14 protein-coding genes and 1 pseudogene are annotated in these 18,104 nt (G+C 40.5%); 8 read left to right on the forward strand and 7 right to left on the reverse strand.

Annotation, left to right across the window (positions count from 1 at the left end; all coding sequences use genetic code 11):
- Positions 1 to 18: 18 nt before the first annotated feature.
- From LG003_RS04240 to LG003_RS04250, 3 genes are all read right to left on the reverse strand, one after another.
- A complete protein-coding gene (locus tag LG003_RS04240; protein ID WP_112876813.1) occupies positions 19 to 615 on the reverse strand; it encodes an ATP-binding cassette domain-containing protein in 597 nt (198 codons plus the stop codon).
- Positions 616 to 754: 139 nt separating this feature from the next.
- Positions 755 to 1,582, reverse strand: coding sequence for a DUF692 domain-containing protein (locus LG003_RS04245; RefSeq protein WP_112876814.1), 828 nt, complete (start codon positions 1,580 to 1,582; stop codon positions 755 to 757).
- A complete protein-coding gene (locus tag LG003_RS04250) occupies positions 1,575 to 2,063 on the reverse strand; it encodes a hypothetical protein (protein WP_262980233.1) in 489 nt (162 codons plus the stop codon). The genes LG003_RS04245 and LG003_RS04250 overlap by 8 nt, the downstream gene beginning before the upstream one ends.
- Positions 2,064 to 2,725: 662 nt before the next feature.
- Between LG003_RS04250 and LG003_RS04255 the strand changes: the two genes are divergently transcribed.
- The 4 genes and pseudogenes from LG003_RS04255 to LG003_RS04265 all read left to right on the forward strand — a co-directional run bounded on the left by LG003_RS04255 (position 2,726) and on the right by LG003_RS04265 (position 8,537).
- Complete coding sequence (locus LG003_RS04255) at positions 2,726 to 5,473, forward strand: RHS repeat protein (protein WP_262980234.1); 2,748 nt, start codon at positions 2,726 to 2,728, stop codon at positions 5,471 to 5,473.
- A 299-nt stretch (positions 5,474 to 5,772) separates the two neighbouring features.
- Positions 5,773 to 5,922, forward strand: a pseudogene (locus LG003_RS23345) (transposase); the annotation flags it as partial.
- 631 nt (positions 5,923 to 6,553) lie between these two features.
- Entirely contained in the window at positions 6,554 to 7,534 is a 981-nt protein-coding gene (locus LG003_RS04260) for a hypothetical protein (protein ID WP_262980235.1), read from the forward strand.
- Between the two features lie 16 nt (positions 7,535 to 7,550).
- On the forward strand, positions 7,551 to 8,537 hold the full coding sequence (locus LG003_RS04265) for a thiaminase II/PqqC family protein (protein ID WP_262980236.1): 987 nt from the start codon (positions 7,551 to 7,553) through the stop codon (positions 8,535 to 8,537).
- Between the two features lie 284 nt (positions 8,538 to 8,821).
- On the opposite strand, the gene fbaA is transcribed toward LG003_RS04265, so the two are convergent.
- From fbaA to epd, 3 genes are all read right to left on the reverse strand, one after another.
- Positions 8,822 to 9,898, reverse strand: coding sequence for a class II fructose-bisphosphate aldolase (gene fbaA, locus LG003_RS04270; protein WP_112876820.1), 1,077 nt, complete (start codon positions 9,896 to 9,898; stop codon positions 8,822 to 8,824).
- A 62-nt stretch (positions 9,899 to 9,960) separates the two neighbouring features.
- Positions 9,961 to 11,124, reverse strand: coding sequence for a phosphoglycerate kinase (gene pgk / locus LG003_RS04275; RefSeq protein WP_262980237.1), 1,164 nt, complete (start codon positions 11,122 to 11,124; stop codon positions 9,961 to 9,963).
- 82 nt (positions 11,125 to 11,206) lie between these two features.
- On the reverse strand, positions 11,207 to 12,226 hold the full coding sequence (gene epd, locus LG003_RS04280) for an erythrose-4-phosphate dehydrogenase (RefSeq protein ID WP_112876822.1): 1,020 nt from the start codon (positions 12,224 to 12,226) through the stop codon (positions 11,207 to 11,209).
- 384 nt (positions 12,227 to 12,610) lie between these two features.
- Here epd and LG003_RS04285 point away from each other — a divergent pair, with 384 nt between their 5' ends.
- Together LG003_RS04285 and LG003_RS04290 are read left to right on the forward strand one after the other, a co-directional pair.
- The gene (locus tag LG003_RS04285; RefSeq protein ID WP_262980238.1) at positions 12,611 to 13,132 is read left to right on the forward strand and encodes a MarR family winged helix-turn-helix transcriptional regulator; all 522 of its coding nucleotides are present in this window, start codon (positions 12,611 to 12,613) and stop codon (positions 13,130 to 13,132) included.
- A gap of 282 nt (positions 13,133 to 13,414) precedes the next feature.
- Positions 13,415 to 13,786, forward strand: coding sequence for an antibiotic biosynthesis monooxygenase family protein (locus LG003_RS04290; protein WP_112876824.1), 372 nt, complete (start codon positions 13,415 to 13,417; stop codon positions 13,784 to 13,786).
- A 106-nt stretch (positions 13,787 to 13,892) separates the two neighbouring features.
- Here the strand turns inward: LG003_RS04290 and tkt are convergent, their stop codons facing one another.
- Positions 13,893 to 15,887 (reverse strand): transketolase, encoded by a 1,995-nt coding sequence (tkt, locus tag LG003_RS04295; RefSeq protein WP_262980239.1) that lies wholly within the window; start codon positions 15,885 to 15,887, stop codon positions 13,893 to 13,895.
- Positions 15,888 to 16,655: 768 nt separating this feature from the next.
- Between tkt and LG003_RS04300 the strand changes: the two genes are divergently transcribed.
- Positions 16,656 to 17,345 carry a PAS domain-containing protein gene (locus LG003_RS04300; RefSeq protein ID WP_112896482.1) on the forward strand — a complete coding sequence of 230 codons (690 nt, stop codon included), beginning with the start codon at positions 16,656 to 16,658 and terminating at the stop codon, positions 17,343 to 17,345.
- A gap of 60 nt (positions 17,346 to 17,405) precedes the next feature.
- Positions 17,406 to 18,089 carry a helix-turn-helix transcriptional regulator gene (locus tag LG003_RS04305; RefSeq protein ID WP_112876827.1) on the forward strand — a complete coding sequence of 228 codons (684 nt, stop codon included), beginning with the start codon at positions 17,406 to 17,408 and terminating at the stop codon, positions 18,087 to 18,089.
- Positions 18,090 to 18,104: the final 15 nt, after the last annotated feature.

Genomic DNA, 18,104 nt, shown 5'->3' on the forward strand with positions numbered 1-18,104 from the left:
TTATATACCCTATGGATTTCAAGTTGCATCGCGACGGCAAGGGAATGAATCCCCGGGAGCATAGATAACTATGTGACCGGGGTGAGTGAGTGCAGCCAACAAAGAGGCAGCTTGAAAGATGACGGGTATAGAATCTGAATCAAGGCCATTTGTTGGCTCATCAAAAATATAAACATCTGCATCGATAATAAAAGCTGACGTCAATAAAAACTTCTTTTTTACCCCAAGTGACATTTGCCCATACTCAATACCAGAATAATTAGATATACCAAAACCATTTAAATAGTAATCTAATTGATGCTTTAGATTACTTTTCCTATAACGCTGACTTAAATTAATTACATCCATTCCAGTAATAAAATTATAAAAATTAACATTATCCGATATATAAAAGCCATGCCGTTGCAAATTAAATCGGTGCTTCTCTCCCTTTTTTATAAAATTAACTCTTCCTTTTTTAACCTTATTTACGCCAGCAATACTTGAAAGAAAAGTCGTTTTACCCGCCCCATTAATTCCCGCAATACGGTTTAATCCAACACAAAAATTACAATTAACTGCTGAAAAAACAGTCTTACCATTAATAACAACTTCTAACCCAGTAACTTCAAGCATAAATAACCCCTAAAAATAACGTAAAAATAAAATAACACCAACAATAATAATTTTCGTGTATTGCGTTCTCAACAGAGAAATAAAAGAAACAATAATAATTCGAGGCAGAAAAACAGCGACAATTTATTGAATATTAAGTTCATATTACTTTCCCATACACTCTTTTATATATATCACGAGCTATAGATATTTCATCAATAATAGTAGTATAATCTTCAACATTAGAATCTCTTTCAATTATAACACCACTGACATCCGTTTTTGAAAGTGCAAACTCATATAATTCCCACACTTCACTCCATATATCATTAGCATGAGTGTCTATAATCATATCAAATTTATATGCCCCACCAGCCAAATGAATTTCTACAACATGATCTAATGGTAGTTTTAGCAAAAATTCTTTCGGGTCATAATTATGATTTATTGAATTAATATATAAGTTATTAATATCCAACAACATGCCACAATCACTACCTTTAATTATTCTATTTATAAATTCAATTTCTGACAAATCAGACAAAGGCATTTCATAATAATAAGTAATATTTTCAATGATAAACCTATCACTAACTTGTGATTTTATTTTCTTTATTTTTTCTATTATTTTACATGCATTTTCAACTGAGAAGTGTATTGGCATTAAATGCCCAACCTCAATATCTCCATGCCGTGTTGCTGATAAATGATCACTATACCATTTAGGTTTTTTATCATTAACAACTTGCTTTAATTTATTTATATATTCACTATCCAAGCTCTCCTCACTTCCCAATGACATATCAAGACCATGAAATATAATTGGCACTTCGTTACAACATTTTTCTAAATAAGTATCTTCCTTATCCCAAAAAATTTTCTCAGAATGTACTTCAAGAACATCAATATGTTGAATATTTTTATAAATTTCTTTCGAAAAAGATGACTTATAGTTAACACCAATACCAAGCTTTTCATATTTACTCATTGAGAATATCCTTAGCACTAAGAAAGATTAAACCATTTGAATTTAGCATTTTAAGAGAGGATATGAAGGTATCTCTGTCGATATCATAACATTCATTTACCTCATTAAATATATCACTAGCTAATATTACATTCTTACACGATAAAATAATATGACAGATAACATCACCTATTATACATGAGATAATTTCTCTGGATTTGTTTTTCTTATAAAACATAATATTACTTTCTCTTTCCATTAAATTTTCTTTCAAAACACCAGGAAGCTCTCCCTTATGAAGAAGATCTAGTAATACACTAATATTTTTAGTAAATTTTTTCACTCTCACTGTTGGATGAGAAATAACAAATACTTTTTCCAGAGGAGCTATATCAATCTTTGGTGTATAATCTATCCAATTATCATTCGTATTTTGAAGATCAATTATAAGGCTGTTCTTTTCTTTCTCATATAATGCAATTAGTTTTAAATAAGGTTTCATAATTAATATTTATAATATAATATTAGATTGATATTATATTATGTCAAATTTTTATCTAAGAGTTATTATGATCAAATAATGACCATAACTATTTAAAAATAAATAGATTATAAGCCAAAGTGAGAATTTCAAAATTACAACATGAAAAAATTTCATGTTATCTTATCAGTATTGATAAGTGAAATCGCTTGCGGAACTAAATAGCCTCAGATCTTTTTAAAAACAGTCAATTCAAAGGTACGTAGACTAGACTTGCTTTTTGATCGGAAGGTATAAGCGATCAATCCGGCTATCACCTCCAATAGAAAATTTATCAAATTACGATATCTTGAATGTTTCATTTAAGCAATGCGTTTTAACTAAACAAATACTGCCTCAACCAAATAGCGTTTTCTCTGCATTAACGATGAGATACAAGTGATTCGCTATTTAATCACCATCGACATATCAAATTCTAACCACTTGTTTTACCAATAGTTGGCCGATCATACCCACTATCTGATGCCTTAAATTCTATTAATACAATCTCAAAAATTACCAACGCGTTTGCATTTATAACATCTCAACAAATCGCTTTACCCGCCTGTTTAATGATAAGGTCTTTTGGCTGTTACCGTAACTTAAATTATTTTAAAGATTAACACCGCATAAGGAGTTCAAATATGAGCATTTATCATTCTGCAATTGACCAAAAAACACCATCGATCAGTGTATTAGATAATAGGAAGTTAAATGTACGTTCTTTAGAATATCTACGCACTCAAGCTGATGAAAACAGTAATGAATTAATCACTCTCTATGAGTTCAATATGCAAGGATTTCAGGTAAAAAGTACCGATCCTCGTAAGAATAAAAACCAAAGCGGCCCGAATTTCATTCGCGTCTTTAATCTTGCGGGTCAGGCTCTACGTGAAGAAGGGGTTGATGGTGGCCGAACTATCACCCTCAATGATATTGAAGGTCGCCCGGTATTGACCATCAATGCAATCGGTGTCCGCCAAAACCATCGTTACGAAGATAACACCTTACCCGGTCGCTTGCTTGCTATCACCGAACAGACGCAGGAAGAAGAGAAAACCACCGAGCGTCTTATCTGGGCCGGCAATACGCAGCAAGAAAAAGATTACAACCTTGCCGGTCAGTGTGTCCGATATTACGATACCGCAGGACTCACTCAACTCAACAGCCTTTCTCTAACCGGCGTTGTGCTATCACAATCTCAACAACTGCTCGTCGATACCCAAAATGCCGACTGGATAGGTGAAGACCAAAGCCTCTGGCAGCAAAAACTGAGCAGTGATATCTATACCACTGAAAATAGTACTAATGCCACCGGAGCTTTACTTATCCAGACCGATGCCAAAGGCAACATCCAGCGATTGGCCTATGATGTAGCCGGGCAGTTAAAAGGCTGTTGGTTGACACTCAAAGGTCAAGCCGAACAAGTGATTATCAAATCTCTGACTTATTCTGCCGCCGGACAAAAATTACTCGAAGAGCACGGTAACGGGGTTATCACCGAATACAGCTATGAACCAGAAACCCAACGGCTTATTGGTATCACCACCCACCGTCCATCAGACACCAAGGTGTTGCAAGACTTACGTTATCAATATGATCCGGTAGGCAATGTGATCAATATACGCAATGATGCGGAAGCTACCCGCTTTTGGCGCAATCAGAAAGTGGTCCCGGAGAATAACTATACCTACGATTCCTTGTATCAGCTTATCAGTGCCACCGGGCGTGAAATGGCCAATATAGGTCAGCAAAATAACCAACTGCCCTCCCCTACACTACCTTCCGACAACAATACCTACACTAACTATACTCGCGGCTACAGCTATGATCACAGCGGTAATCTGACACAAATTCGGCACAGCTCACCGGCTACCCAAAATAACTACACCACCGCTATCACCATTTCGAATCGCAGCAACCGAGGCGTTCTCAGTACGCTGACAACAGATCCCAATCAAGTGGATACGTTATTTGATGCCGGTGGTCACCAAACCAGTTTATTACCCGGTCAGACGTTGGTCTGGACATCACGAGGAGAGCTAAAGCAGGTCAATAACGGTCCAGGAAATGAATGGTACCGCTACGGCAGCAACGGAATGAGGCAACTGAAAGTGAGTGAACAGCAAACCCAGAATACTACGCAACAACAACGGGTAATCTATTTGCCGGGGCTAGAATTACGCACAACTCAGAACAGCACCACAACAACAGAAGAGTTACACGTCATCACATTAGGTGAAGCAGGTCGCGCACAAGTACGGGTGTTGCACTGGGAGAACAGTAAACCAGAAGGTATCAACAACAATCAGCTACGTTACAGCTACGATAATCTGATCGGTTCCAGCCAGCTTGAACTAGACAATCAAGGGCAGATTATTAGTGAGGAAGAGTATTATCCATTCGGCGGAACAGCGCTGTGGGCAGCAAGCAGCCAAATAGAAGCTAACTATAAAACTATTCGCTATTCAGGCAAAGAGCGGGATGCTACCGGGTTATATTATTACGGTTACCGCTATTATCAACCGTGGTCAGGCAGGTGGTTAAGTGCAGATCCGGCAGGGACAATTGATGGTCTGAATCTATACCGAATGGTGAGAAATAATCCTGTGAGTTTTCAGGATGAAAATGGATTAGCGCCAGAAAGAGGAAAATATACTAAAGAGGTGAATTTCCTTGATGAATTAAAATTTAAATTGGCAGCCAAAAATTCACATGTTGTTAAATGGAATAAAAAAGAAAGCAATTATACAAAAAATAAATCATTGAAAGTGGTTCGGGTCGGTGATTCCGATCCGTCGGGTTATTTACTCGGTCACGAAGAATTGTTAAAGGGTATAGAACAAAGTCAAATAATATATAGTCGACTTGAAGAAAATCCATCCCTTTCAGAAAAATCAAAGACCAATCTTTCTTTGGGATCTGAAATATCCGGTTATATGGCAAGAACGATAAAAGATACGATATCAGAATATGCAGAAGGGCATAAGTATAGAAGTAATCATCCAGATTTTTATGCAGAAACAGATTTCTTTGCTTTAATGGATAAAAGCGAAAAAAATGATTATTCCGGTGAGAGAAAAATTTATGCCGCAATGGAGGTTAAGGTTTATCATGATTTAAAAAATAAACAATCAGAATTACATGTCAACTATGCATTGGCCCATCCCTATACGCAACTTAGTAATGAAGAAAGAGCACTGCTGCAAGAAGCAGAACCCGCTATTGCAACCAATAGAGAATATAATTTCAAAGGCGTTGGCAAATTCCTGACAATGAAAGCAATTAAAAAATCATTGAAAGGGCAGAAGATCAATAGGATATCAACAGATGCTATTAATGTTCGCTCTGCGGCTATCGCTGAGAATTTAGGAATGCGGAGAACTTCATAAATTTGGTAATAGGATTTCAAATAGAAGATAATATTATTTACTGAGTATCGTTCCCCCTGAATGCAAATTCAGGGGGTAATCAATAAACATCTTTGAAAACAAGCCATAAATAAAAGTTTATTTTATGGCTTGTTCCCAGATGCAGATTTTTTTATCCTACCTTTATATTCCAATGTATCAGCTATTATTAAATTCATACAGCCGCCTCTAAAACCAAAATCTAAATAACGTCCTTATTTCGTTCAGAACAGTTAAAACTGCCCCTCCCAATCAACAACTGATGGCTCTATAAAAGGTTCGGTTCCACAACCACTTACACTTGGGGCTCCAGTATTGGTGATGGTCATGATTTTAAAAACGGTCGTCAACTTGCAGCTTAACTCAGGTTAACACCATCTCAATACAGTAGTGGAGGTAAATCGCGCCTAAGGAATATTATAAAATTAGGATGTTGTAACCCGATCACACAAGTGATTAATATTCAACACATACTTAATATATTATTATTTATACCCGTTATCTTTCAAGTTGCCTCTTTGTTGGCTGCACTCACTCACCCCGGTCACATAGTTATCTATGCTCCCGGGGATTCGCTCCCTTGCCGTCGCAATGCATCTTGAAATCCATAGGGTATATAATAAATGAAATTATAAAACAAAAATCTCTTATATATTGTTTTGTTTTTTACATCATATTTCATGTATAAATAAATCCAAACATTTTAAAATTTAAATTTTAAAGAATAAAAACCCATATTTAACTTACAATACAAAATTTAACACAAAAATGATTTCATTAAATCAATACTTGGGTTTTTAGTTATTGCCTCAAATTAATAAATTTATTATTTCTCTTATGTATTCTCACATATGTGGAATACATTAACATTAATCTTTTAACATAATGGAGCAAATCATGGACAAGAAAACAAATAGTACTCCTAGCCCCGCTGCCAAGCAGAAAGCCAAGGTCGTTATCAAACCGAAAAGTGATCGTCCGATTCTGATGGCAGCTCACCTGTAATCCCTCCTAAACAGTCAGCCAGCAAGCTGACTGTTTTTATTTTTGGTAGAGAATACTATGGAAAAAAATAACTACGCTATATTCGGCCATTTGGAAAAAAATGACAGTGGTTTCGTATTCAGCGATAAATATATAACCTTCGACGTTGAAAATCTTTCCGGAAATATCAATGACTGGAATGCGGTACTCAACGCCTGCGACGGGAATACTCCGCTGAAAAACATCCTGGAGAAGCACCCAAAAATTCACGGTGAAGAAGCCACTGAGTTTCTGAATGCTCTGGTGAACAATAAGATTGGTTATATCAATAACTCTGGTGAAGAATTTGTATCCGGTGATGAAGCAATACTGATTCTCGAAGATCTCCAGGCGAACCTGCTTTATTCTATGCTCTATAAGAATAAATTCTGGCAAACGATGCAATCCCCACAGGATGTGCCAGAAAAAGTCTATTACGGTATGGCAATTGAAAACTATCACTTCCTATTCCGTGAAAGCTGGTTTGACTCTCCGGTTCTGAGTTACCTGCCTTCAACGAAGGCCAGGCTCATTATGAATAAGTTTTACGGCGAGGAGTACGGATATGATGAACTTATTCTGAATGCACTAAATCATTTAGGTATTGCAAGGGAAGACATGGCAGAAACCCTGCCGCTTCCTGAGACTCTGTCTCTCTGTGATGCCCTGGCCTACTGGTCAGCAAACGATCCGCTGTTCTTCTTCAGCATCATGGATATCCTCGAAGGAAAAGATATTAAAGTAAACAGCTATATTTTGGCGATGGAAAGCAGCGGAAAAATTCCGCCTGACTTTATTAAGCCAATTAAGGCACACGCAAATATTAATATTGAAGCCGAACATGGAATTCTTACCCGTGAATTCTTTCATGAAATCCCTGTTGTCCGTTACGACCAGATGAAGAGTATGATTGCGAATACCCAACTCTTCGTTGAGCTTTACGATGATTTTCACAGTGCTGTCTGGAATTATTACTCAGACGATAGCAAACCTCTACTTCGTCGCCTGTCAGATATTTAATTTAACGGAGCCCGTCATGCAGACTTCACCCCAACGTTTCATTACTCCACGTTTTCGAGATGGCGTGCAATACGCCCGCCACGGAGAAGAACATTATATTGACTACCGTCAGCAGGGAATGGTGCTTTCTCTCGATAAGAAAGATAATTCACTCGGCAATTTTCTCTCTGATTTGAAAGCTGGAGGGAAAACTCAGGCCGAACTAAAAGCGGCTCATCCAGTATTATCTGACGAAATAGAAGATATTATTGAACAGCTCGACAACCATTATCTTCTGACAGAAAGTCATTATCCAAATATCAGCGGTACCCTGTCAGGCAAACAATTTGCTAATCAGCTTAAACGATATTCACGTGTATGGCATGCGCAGCTGGGTACTTCGGCACTCTATACTGCTATGAGTGAAGGACGAGCTACCCGTTCCCAGCTCATTAGTTTTGCTATCGAATATTATCATATCGTCAAAGCCGCGCCGTTTATCATTGCCTCAGCGATGTCTCATAAATGCCCAGATCCCGTTTTTCAGGGAATAAAACAGCTTTTTCTCGAAGAACACGATCATGAAACTCTGCTGCTGAAAGCACTCTCAGCAGCTGGGATCCCGGAGGAACAGGTTAAGGAAACAACTCCCCTTTCCAGCACGTTTTCCGTTTTCTGTACCCTCGGCACATTCGCGCGTCAGCACCTTCTGAGCTTCATCTCCGCACTATTCTTGTTCGAAGAACCTTATCCAGAATTTAACGATGTCTTCGTAACCACTTGCCAGTCACTCGATCTTCCTGAAAAATTCTGGAAACCAATCATCGACCATTCAGCTATCAATGAGGAAGGTGGTCATCATCTCATCACCGATGAGCTGCTGGAGCATATTTCAGCCATCTCCGCGGAAGAAACTCGCGTCATATTGGTTCACATCATGACGCTGCTGGAAACCATGAAGATATGGGATGCACAGATATGCAGTAGCTATGAATCCACCCTGAACCTACGTATTTTTGTGTAAGAACCGGCCATAGAACAATGGAGTTTAAATCATTATGTCAAATCGGCGCTCCATGCCCCAATTCTTGAAAAAAGGTCAACATGTTCAGGCATCCATTTGATTCCCCGCCTGAATGGGTTCGCTGGCATGAATGGAGACTACATGAAGGAATGTCTATCTCACCATTGACTGATTCTTTTCACCGGCATACTCGATCAGCGCATATCACACGTGCTGTCTCTCACAGGAGTGTCATGTCGTTCTGTTCCCTCTGAATGAAAATTCAGAGGGAACTCTTTCGTTAATTACAACACATCAACCGCATTCAATTCTTTGAAAGCCTGTTCCAGACGGGCAGTCATAGAAACCTGACCGGCACGCAACCATACCCGTGGATCGTAGAATTTCTTATTAGGTTTATCTGCGCCTTCTGGATTGCCTAACTGGCCTTGCAGATAGCCTTCGTTCTTTTTGTAGTAGTTGAGAATACCTTCCCAAGTCGCCCATTGGGTGTCAGTATCGATATTCATTTTAACAACGCCATAACTGACCGCTTCTTTAATCTCTTCCGCGGTAGAACCAGAACCGCCGTGGAAAACAAAATCCAAGCTGTTATGTGGCAGATTGAATTTCTCAGAAACATAGTCTTGAGAGTTACGCAAAATTTTTGGCGTCAGTTTAACGTTACCCGGCTTATAAACACCATGAACGTTACCGAAAGAAGCCGCAATAGTGAAACGTGGGCTGATAGCATTCAGTTTCTCATAAGCATAAGCAACATCTTCCGGTTGAGTGTACAGCGCAGAGCTATCCATATGGCTGTTATCAACGCCATCTTCTTCCCCGCCAGTACAACCCAGCTCGATTTCCAGCGTCATATCGATTTTTGCCATACGAGCCAGATAATGGCCGCAAATCTCAATATTCTCTTCCAGAGATTCTTCTGACAGATCGATCATGTGAGAAGAGAATAAGGGTTTACCCGTCGCTGCGTAATGCTTTTCACCTGCATCTAACAGGCCATCAATCCACGGCAGCAATTTACGCGCGCAGTGGTCAGTATGCAGGATCACAGGAACACCATAATATTCAGCCATCTGATGAACATGGTGAGCACCAGAAATTGAACCCAGAATAGCCGCTTGTTGACCTTCAACTTTCAAACCTTTACCGGCAATAAAAGCTGCGCCGCCGTTGGAGAACTGAATGATCACAGGAGAACGAACTTTGGCAGCGGTTTCCAATACGGCATTGATTGAATCAGTACCTACACAGTTGACCGCAGGCAAAGCAAAGTTGTTTTCTTTAGCTATAGCGAACACTTTTTGAACATCATCACCAGTGATGACACCCGGTTTTACGAAATCAAAAATTTTAGACATGTTACGTGGGTCCTGTTTAGAGCGGGTAGCCAACCAACCGGCCGCTACCCGTCATGACTTAATTACTGTTTTGCACGTTCTTCCAACATCACAACCGCAGGCAGTTTTTTCCCTTCCACGAACTCAAGGAAAGCTCCACCACCCGTAGAAATATAAGAGATTTTGTCAGCAATACCGAACAGGTCGATCGCTGCCAGCGTATCGCCGCCGCCAGCGATAGAGAAAGCATCACTATCAGCAATGGCGCACGCGACAATTTCCGTTCCTTGACGGAAATTAGGGAATTCAAATACACCAACCGGGCCATTCCATAGAATCGTTTTGGCGTTTTTCAGAATATCCGCCAGCCGTTGAGCAGATTCATCCCCCAGATCGAGGATCTGCTCATCATCTTTAATATCGCGGGTAGATTTCAAGGTTGCTTCGGCTGTTTCAGAGAATTCTGTCGCCACACGAACATCGGTTGGCACCGGAATATCACAGCTTATCAGCAATTTCTTCGCTTCCGGGAGCAAGTCGTCTTCATAGAGAGAACGACCGACATTGTGGCCTTCCGCGGCAACAAAGGTATTGGCGATACCACCACCAACAATCAGTTGGTCAGCAATTTTAGACAGAGTATCCAAAACGGTCAGCTTGGTTGAAACTTTAGAACCACCGACGATAGCCACCATTGGACGAGCTGGATTATCTAACGCTTTACCTAATGCCTCTAACTCTGCGGACAACAAAGGACCGGCACAGGCCACAGGAGCAAACTTAGCCACTCCGTGGGTAGAAGCCTGTGCACGATGAGCAGTACCAAATGCATCCATGACATAAATATCACACAGGGAAGCATATTTTTTAGCCAGAGTTTCGTCGTCTTTCTTCTCACCTTTATTAAAGCGAACGTTCTCCAGCACAACCAGTTCACCTTCCGCGACATCCACGCCTTCCAGATACTCTTTTTCCAGTCGAACGGGGGAAGATAATTTCTCTTCTAGATAGTCTACTACTGGTTTCAGCGAGAATTCTTCATTGTATTCGCCTTCAGTAGGGCGGCCAAGGTGAGAAGTGATCATGACTTTGGCACCCTGTTTTAATGCTGTCTCAATGGTCGGTAAGGAAGCACGGATACGCGCATCAGAGGTGACTTTGCCATCTTTTACCGGAACGTTCAGGTCAGCGCGGATCAAAACACGCTTACCCGCCAGATCTAAATCGGTCATCTTAATTACAGACATGGTGAATCCTCTCATTGATTCTCTAAATTATTTAATCTTGAGCCGTGTGCGGATCTATTATGGACCGTCGATCAACAACAGATCATTTGAAACCCATAGCAGCCATTGCTAACGTTGTATCCAACATTCGGTTAGCAAATCCCCACTCATTATCACACCAGACTAATGTCTTAATCAGATGTTGCCCACTGACTCGCGTTTGTGTGCCATCAACAATCGCGCTGTGGGGATCGTGGTTAAAATCCGTTGAGACTAACGGCAATTCGGTATAGTCAACTATACCACGAAATGAAGTAGCTGCTGATTTTTGCATTAATTCGTTGATTTTCTTAACAGTTACTGAAGATTTTACCGTAACACTCAAATCGATAGCTGTAACGTTAATCGTTGGTACACGCACGGAGATAGCTTCAAAACGGTCACAGAACTTTGGAAAAATCCGGGTTATCCCTGCGGCCAGCTTAGTATCCACCGGAATGATAGACTGACTAGCAGCCCGAGTACGCCGTAAATCTTTGTGATAAGCATCAATCACCGGTTGGTCATTCATTGAGGCATGAATGGTTGTCACTGTACCCGATTCAATCTCAAATTCATCATCCAATAATTTAATGATGGGAATAATGCAATTAGTGGTACAGGAAGCATTGGACACAATGCAATCCTCTGCTGTCAGTAAGTGCTGATTCACACCATAAACCACAGTCGCATCTAAATCATTACCCCCCGGATGAGCAAACAGCACTTTTTTGGCGCCACTGGCAAGATGTGCCTCGCCATCAGCTCTGCTGCCATAAATCCCACTGCAATCAAGAACAATATCAATCCCCAGTTCTTGCCAAGGCAACATCGATATATCAGGTTGATGAAACAAGCGAATATTATCATCACCAACCTGCAACACATCATTATTCAGACGCACATCCCAAGCAAAACGGCCGTGACTAGAGTCATATTTCAGCAAGTGAGCAATTCCTTCGGCATCTGCCAGCTCATTAACAGCAATAACCGCAATTTCAGCTCGACGTCCAGACTCATAAAGAGCACGTAAAATACTACGCCCTATTCTGCCGAAACCGTTTATTGCTACCTTAATTGTCATGTTACTCCCTGAATATAGTTATTACTACGCAACCGCTTAGAATAACCGACTCAATCACTCATGTACTGATTGTTTATCACAAAATTATTAAAACCAAGCACAAAAAACCGCTTCAGATAACAAAATGAAACGATTCAGCTATAAATAATGAGGTTACGGGAAAAGGAAATTGATAGCAATAATAATCGAATAGTAATAGTAAAAAGTGATCAACCTACGAAGTGAAAATATCGAACTTTAAGCAGAAAGAAACAATCCCACAGTTATTTACTCACAACTGCGACATTGATCATCAATATCACTTGTTGAAATATTGACATCTAATCTCAATAAGTGGAAACTGGTTGTCGTTTTTTGATGTATTTAAGGAAAAGGAAGTAAATCGTGTCAACCGAGAAAACTTCAGCGTTTGAGGTATTCACTGAGATCACATTGGCGGTATTTCGGCTCAACGCCTTACTGCTCTCTAAAGGGGATCAGCTCGTTGCCCCGTTGGGAATCACGAGTGCGAGATGGCAAGTACTTGGCGCGATTGCGCACGTACCACATCCACTTACCGCGCCTCAGATTGCCGCCGCAATGGGTATCACACGCCAAGGAGTGCAAAAGCAGTTGAATCTCGGGCTGAATTCAGGAATGGTGAAAGCCATCACTAATCCTCGGCATGAACGCTCACCACTCTATCAACTGACCGAGCTGGGTTGGCGTACTTTTGATGCGGCGATATCGCTGGAAGCTGAATGGGTCGGATCACTGGTGCAATCCTCTGATCCTAACGAGCTAAAAGTGACATTAAACACATTGATTAGCTTGGAGACGAAGCTGGAAGAGTCACCGGTGCCAAATACACGACATAGCGCTACGGATTCGTTTGTTAATAACGACAAAGAGTTACCAAACAGTTAAACAAAATATACCCAATGGATTTCAAGATGCATCGCGACGGCAAGGGAGCGAATCCCCGGGAGCATAGGTAACTATGTGACCGGGGTGAGTGAGTGCAGCCAACAAAGAGGCAACTTGAAAGATAACGGGTATACAACGTGGAAACAGCATGTAATTGGTGGAACGCGTTTGTCTCTACGTTGACATATTGTTGCCGTCAAAAGCCGCGTAAATCACGCGACTCGCCTCGGCAGGATAGCAATACAAACATAAATATAAACACATAATTTTCAGGAGATAGAAATGGTCAAGCTAGAAGAAATGGACACCCACGTAACCCTGCGGGAACAGTTATTTTCGAACACCGATGGCTCTATCGTGCTGGTGAACATATTTCATGTCGATCCCTCAATGGCTGACACCCTAATAGAAACCTGGCGGGAAGATGCAGAATATTTCCGGTCTAAGGTAGGACTGATTTCCGCACAATTACATCGCGGAATCGCTGGCAGTGGCACATTCATGAACTACGCCATTTGGGAGAGTCTGGAGCGTTTCCGCGCCGCGTTCACGGACCCTGAATTCAAGGAGAAACTCGCCAAGTATCCTGATGGGATTGTCGGTTCGCCTCACGTATTCCAAAAAGTAGCCGTCCCTGGAATTTGCGTGGCATAAGCCGAGGAAAACCGTCACAAATCCATCTTCAATAACGGCATCGTACAGAAAAAGAGCGCACCCGCTCAACATTTACCTCAGGTGCGCTCATTCATGAATTTACTCATTATTTCAGCAGAGCTTTAGCCTTAGCGACTACATTCTCTACAGTGAAACCAAACGTTTTAAACAGTTGATCAGCAGGTGCTGATTCACCAAATGTATTCATACCAACGATAGCGCCATTCATACCGACATATTTAAACCAGTAATCGGCGATACCCGCTTCGATTGCAACACGTGCAGAAACCGCAGCAGGCAGAACCGCTTCTCGGTATGCAGCATCTTGCTTATCAAAAGCGTCGGTAGACGGCATAGAGACTACGCGCACCTGACGACCTTCCTCAGTCAATTGGTTATAAGCATCCACCGCCAATTCAATTTCCGAACCCGTTGCGATCAAAATCAGTTCTGGCTGCCCCTGACAATCTTTCAGGATGTAAGCCCCTTTCTCAATATTAGCCAACTGCTCAGCAGTACGTTCTTGCTGTGCCAGATTCTGACGAGAGAAAATAAGCGCTGATGGACCAGCTTTACGATCAATAGCGTATTTCCACGCCACCGCAGATTCAACCTGATCACATGGGCGCCATGTGCTCAAATTTGGCGTCACACGCAAACTGGCAAGCTGTTCTACTGGCTGGTGAGTCGGACCATCTTCACCCAAACCAATTGAATCATGGGTATAAACAAAGATGCTGCGAATTTTCATCAATGCCGCCATACGCACTGCGTTACGGGCATATTCAACGAACATCAAGAAGGTTGCACCATAAGGCACAAAACCACCATGCAGAGCGATACCGTTCATAATGGCTGACATGCCAAATTCACGAACGCCATAATGGATGTAGTTACCTGCCTGATCTTCGTTCAACGGCTTAGAACCTGACCACATCGTGAGGTTACTTGGCGCCAAATCAGCAGATCCCCCCATAAATTCAGGCAACACCTTACCAAAAGCTTCCAAGGCATTCTGAGATGCTTTACGGCTGGCAATATTGGCCGGATTTTCTTGCAACTGTTCGATAAATGCTTTTGATTCAGCTTCCCAGTTTGCCGGTAATTCGCCACCGGTACGACGTTTGAATTCAGCGGCTAATTCAGGATACGCTTTTTCATAGGCAGAGAATTTTTCATTCCAAGCGGCTTGTTTCGCATTGCCAGCTTCTTTTGCATCCCACTCAGAATAGATTTCCACTGGAACTTCAAATGCCGGATAATTCCAACCTAGTGCTTCACGAGTCGCAGCAATTTCCGCATCACCCAATGGCGCGCCATGAGAATCATGGGTCCCCGCTTTGGTTGGCGCACCAAAACCGATAATCGTTTTGCACATTAGCAGAGAAGGTTTATCAGCAACTTTACGTGCTTCTTCGATAGCAGCGTTAACTGAATCTGCATTATGACCATCAACACCGCGAATCACATGCCAACCATAAGCCTCAAAACGGCTTGCCGTATCATCCGTAAACCAGCCTTCAACATGACCATCAATGGAAATGCCATTGTCATCATAGAAAGCAACCAACTTGCCTAGCTTTAATGTTCCTGCCAGAGAACAAACTTCATGAGAAATGCCCTCCATCATGCAGCCATCACCCATAAAGACATAAGTATTATGGTCAACGATCTCATGACCAGGACGGTTAAATTGCGCGGCCAGAGTGCGTTCAGCAATCGCAAAACCTACTGCGTTGGCAATCCCCTGCCCTAAAGGACCTGTCGTAGTTTCTACGCCTGGAGTATAGCCATACTCAGGATGGCCTGGAGTTTTAGAGTGTAACTGACGGAAATTTTTCAGATCATCAACTGAAACACCATAACCGGTGAGATGCAACAGGCTATAAATCAGCATAGAACCATGACCGTTAGACAATACAAAACGATCACGATCGACCCAATGTGGATCAGTTGGGTTATGATTCAAATAATCACGCCATAAAACTTCAGCGATATCAGCCATTCCCATAGGCGCACCAGGGTGCCCTGATTTTGCTTTCTGCACAGCATCCATGCTCAGGAAGCGAATAGCATTAGCAAGGGTTTTACGAGTGGTCATTTTCTACTCCAAGTGGGATAAAAACGTTTAGGGGAATAATTTTCTCAGCACAGTGCGCAAACCGCAATCTTTAAAGCCAAATATCAGGAAACTATCTTAATTTCATCTGAACGACAATTCTTTGATTTGCCTTACTGTTCTACAATGAATTTCAGCATCATCAGAGTAATATACCCTATGGATTTCAAGATGCATCGCGACGGCAAGGGAGTAAATCCCCGGGAGCATAGAGAACTATGTGACCGGGGTGAGCGAGCGCAGCCAACAAAGAGGCAACTTGAAAGATAACGGGTATAAACAAACTCATTGTGCATATAAAGGAGTAAATTAATTAAACACAGCTATTAGTTGCAAATCAAGAGATAAAATAACCAATTAAGAGGCGACACATTCTTGATTTATGGCAATTTTCAGCAACTAAATTGATTTTTTATATTGTTCCGAATTATAGGGCAATGTTCTCTTAATAATTTAATTTATCAATAGTGAATACGTAAAAAAAACACCAATCAAAAATCAATATTATTTTAATATCAATAAACAAATAAACAATTTAAAATAAAATAATACTTATAGTTATATTTTTTTATATGATAACATTTTTACCTAAAATAATAAGTAATTTAATTAACAGATATAGATAAAATAAAAAAATATTATTTTTTTGCGAATTAATTATTGCAATCCATTATACAATCAGGTTATTTTAAATAGAACACATAAAATAGACATACAGATGATTACTTAATTAACAGCTAGGGCACTTCCATGTCAAATATCAAAAACAGACCAAATAATATCACTCCGCAATTAATTTACATGTGGGAAAAAAGTAATGAGCCGTGGGGCGCTAAAGATCGCCAATCAAAATTTATATACGCAAATCCTGCTTTTTACCAACTGCTCAATTTGCCTGAAGATTTCGATATTGCAGGGCTTGCAACGGACGAATTACCTTCACCTATTGCCGAATATACAGAAGAATATTGTCGTCAGGATCAAAAAGTGATGCAAACCATGAAAACAGTCACTTCACTTGAGACTCACCTTTTTGGAGGAAATAAAGTCAAACAAACCTATCTCTGTAATAAATACCCACTTTGTGATGAAAATGGGAACTGCATCGGCATCACGTTTCACATGTCCAAAGTCCAAAACTTTTCTACTGCTTACTATCATGAAAAATCATCTCCAGCGGCTTTGGAATTTACACCGCCTAACGACATACTAACCCAAACTGAATGGGAAGTTCTTTTTCTGGCCCTTCGCACACCGGATGAAGAGAGTATCAGCGAAGAATTAATGATAAGCACAGAAGATACCATTCATCATATTCAGTCAATTTATCAAAAATTTAATCTACCGCTGCATATAAAATTAGAAGATTTCTGCAAAGCAAATAAGTTTGACCTATATATTCCAGAAAGATTCGTCACTATTGGCAGCCAAGAGTTGTAAGTTTCTATTAATTCAAATCTAAAACCCAGATATTTTTCTAATAATGATAGGAATTATGTTGTGAGCTATAAAAAATTAACCGTATCGCCTCAAATTATTAATCTAATGGAAACCAGTCATGAACCCTGGGGCATAAAAGATCAAAACTCCCGTTTTGTTTATGAAAACAAGGCAATGGCTATGTTGCGCGATCTTCCCCGTGGTTTTAATGTAGAAGGACGTCTAGACAATGATCTACCTTGGGAAGGAGCCGCTTTTGCAGAACAATTTCAGATCCATGACAGAGCAGTAATGCAAGCAGAACAAAGAATCTGTTCATTAGAAACCCATTTATATGGTAAAGAAAAACTACTTTCCTCCTATTTCTTTGAAAAATTTCCCTTTTATAATGGGGATAATCAATGTGTCGGCGTTATTTTTCATGCCTGGAAAGCCGAAGCCTTTTCTCTGACACGCTTTTTTCATGGTAAACTTCCCGCTTCTATCATGTTCCAGCCACCTTCTGAGCTATTTACTCAACGGGAATGGGATGTCATTTTTCTATTTCTACAGAGATATACCAGTAAACAAATCGGGCGAATACTGAATATCTCTTATCGCACGGTAGAAACGCATATGTTACGGATATACAAGAAAATTGGTATTAACTCTGGTCAACAGTTGGATGAATACTGCCGCCTTAATGATTTTGATCTCTATGTTCCTGAGAGATTTTTAAAACCGGGAAGTAAAATGTTTATATAATGTGGTAAATAAAAC

It is taken from the genome of Photorhabdus kleinii (assembly GCF_025384885.1).
Lineage (GTDB): Bacteria > Pseudomonadota > Gammaproteobacteria > Enterobacterales > Enterobacteriaceae > Photorhabdus > Photorhabdus kayaii.

Excerpts from the sequence above, each read along its gene's own strand:
- LG003_RS04250 (WP_262980233.1), bottom strand. The coding sequence starts at position 2,063 with ATGAAACCTTATTTAAAACTAATTGCATTATATGAGAAAGAAAAGAAC.
- epd (WP_112876822.1), bottom strand. The coding sequence starts at position 12,226 with ATGACAATTAAGGTAGCAATAAACGGTTTCGGCAGAATAGGGCGTAGT.
- LG003_RS04260 (WP_262980235.1), top strand. The coding sequence starts at position 6,554 with ATGGAAAAAAATAACTACGCTATATTCGGCCATTTGGAAAAAAATGAC.
- LG003_RS04265 (WP_262980236.1), top strand. The coding sequence starts at position 7,551 with ATGCAGACTTCACCCCAACGTTTCATTACTCCACGTTTTCGAGATGGC.
- LG003_RS04300 (WP_112896482.1), top strand. The coding sequence starts at position 16,656 with ATGTCAAATATCAAAAACAGACCAAATAATATCACTCCGCAATTAATT.
- LG003_RS04290 (WP_112876824.1), top strand. The coding sequence starts at position 13,415 with ATGGTCAAGCTAGAAGAAATGGACACCCACGTAACCCTGCGGGAACAG.
- fbaA (WP_112876820.1), bottom strand. The coding sequence starts at position 9,898 with ATGTCTAAAATTTTTGATTTCGTAAAACCGGGTGTCATCACTGGTGAT.
- pgk (WP_262980237.1), bottom strand. The coding sequence starts at position 11,124 with ATGTCTGTAATTAAGATGACCGATTTAGATCTGGCGGGTAAGCGTGTT.
- LG003_RS04255 (WP_262980234.1), top strand. The coding sequence starts at position 2,726 with ATGAGCATTTATCATTCTGCAATTGACCAAAAAACACCATCGATCAGT.
- LG003_RS04245 (WP_112876814.1), bottom strand. The coding sequence starts at position 1,582 with ATGAGTAAATATGAAAAGCTTGGTATTGGTGTTAACTATAAGTCATCT.
- LG003_RS04240 (WP_112876813.1), bottom strand. The coding sequence starts at position 615 with ATGCTTGAAGTTACTGGGTTAGAAGTTGTTATTAATGGTAAGACTGTT.
- tkt (WP_262980239.1), bottom strand. The coding sequence starts at position 15,887 with ATGACCACTCGTAAAACCCTTGCTAATGCTATTCGCTTCCTGAGCATG.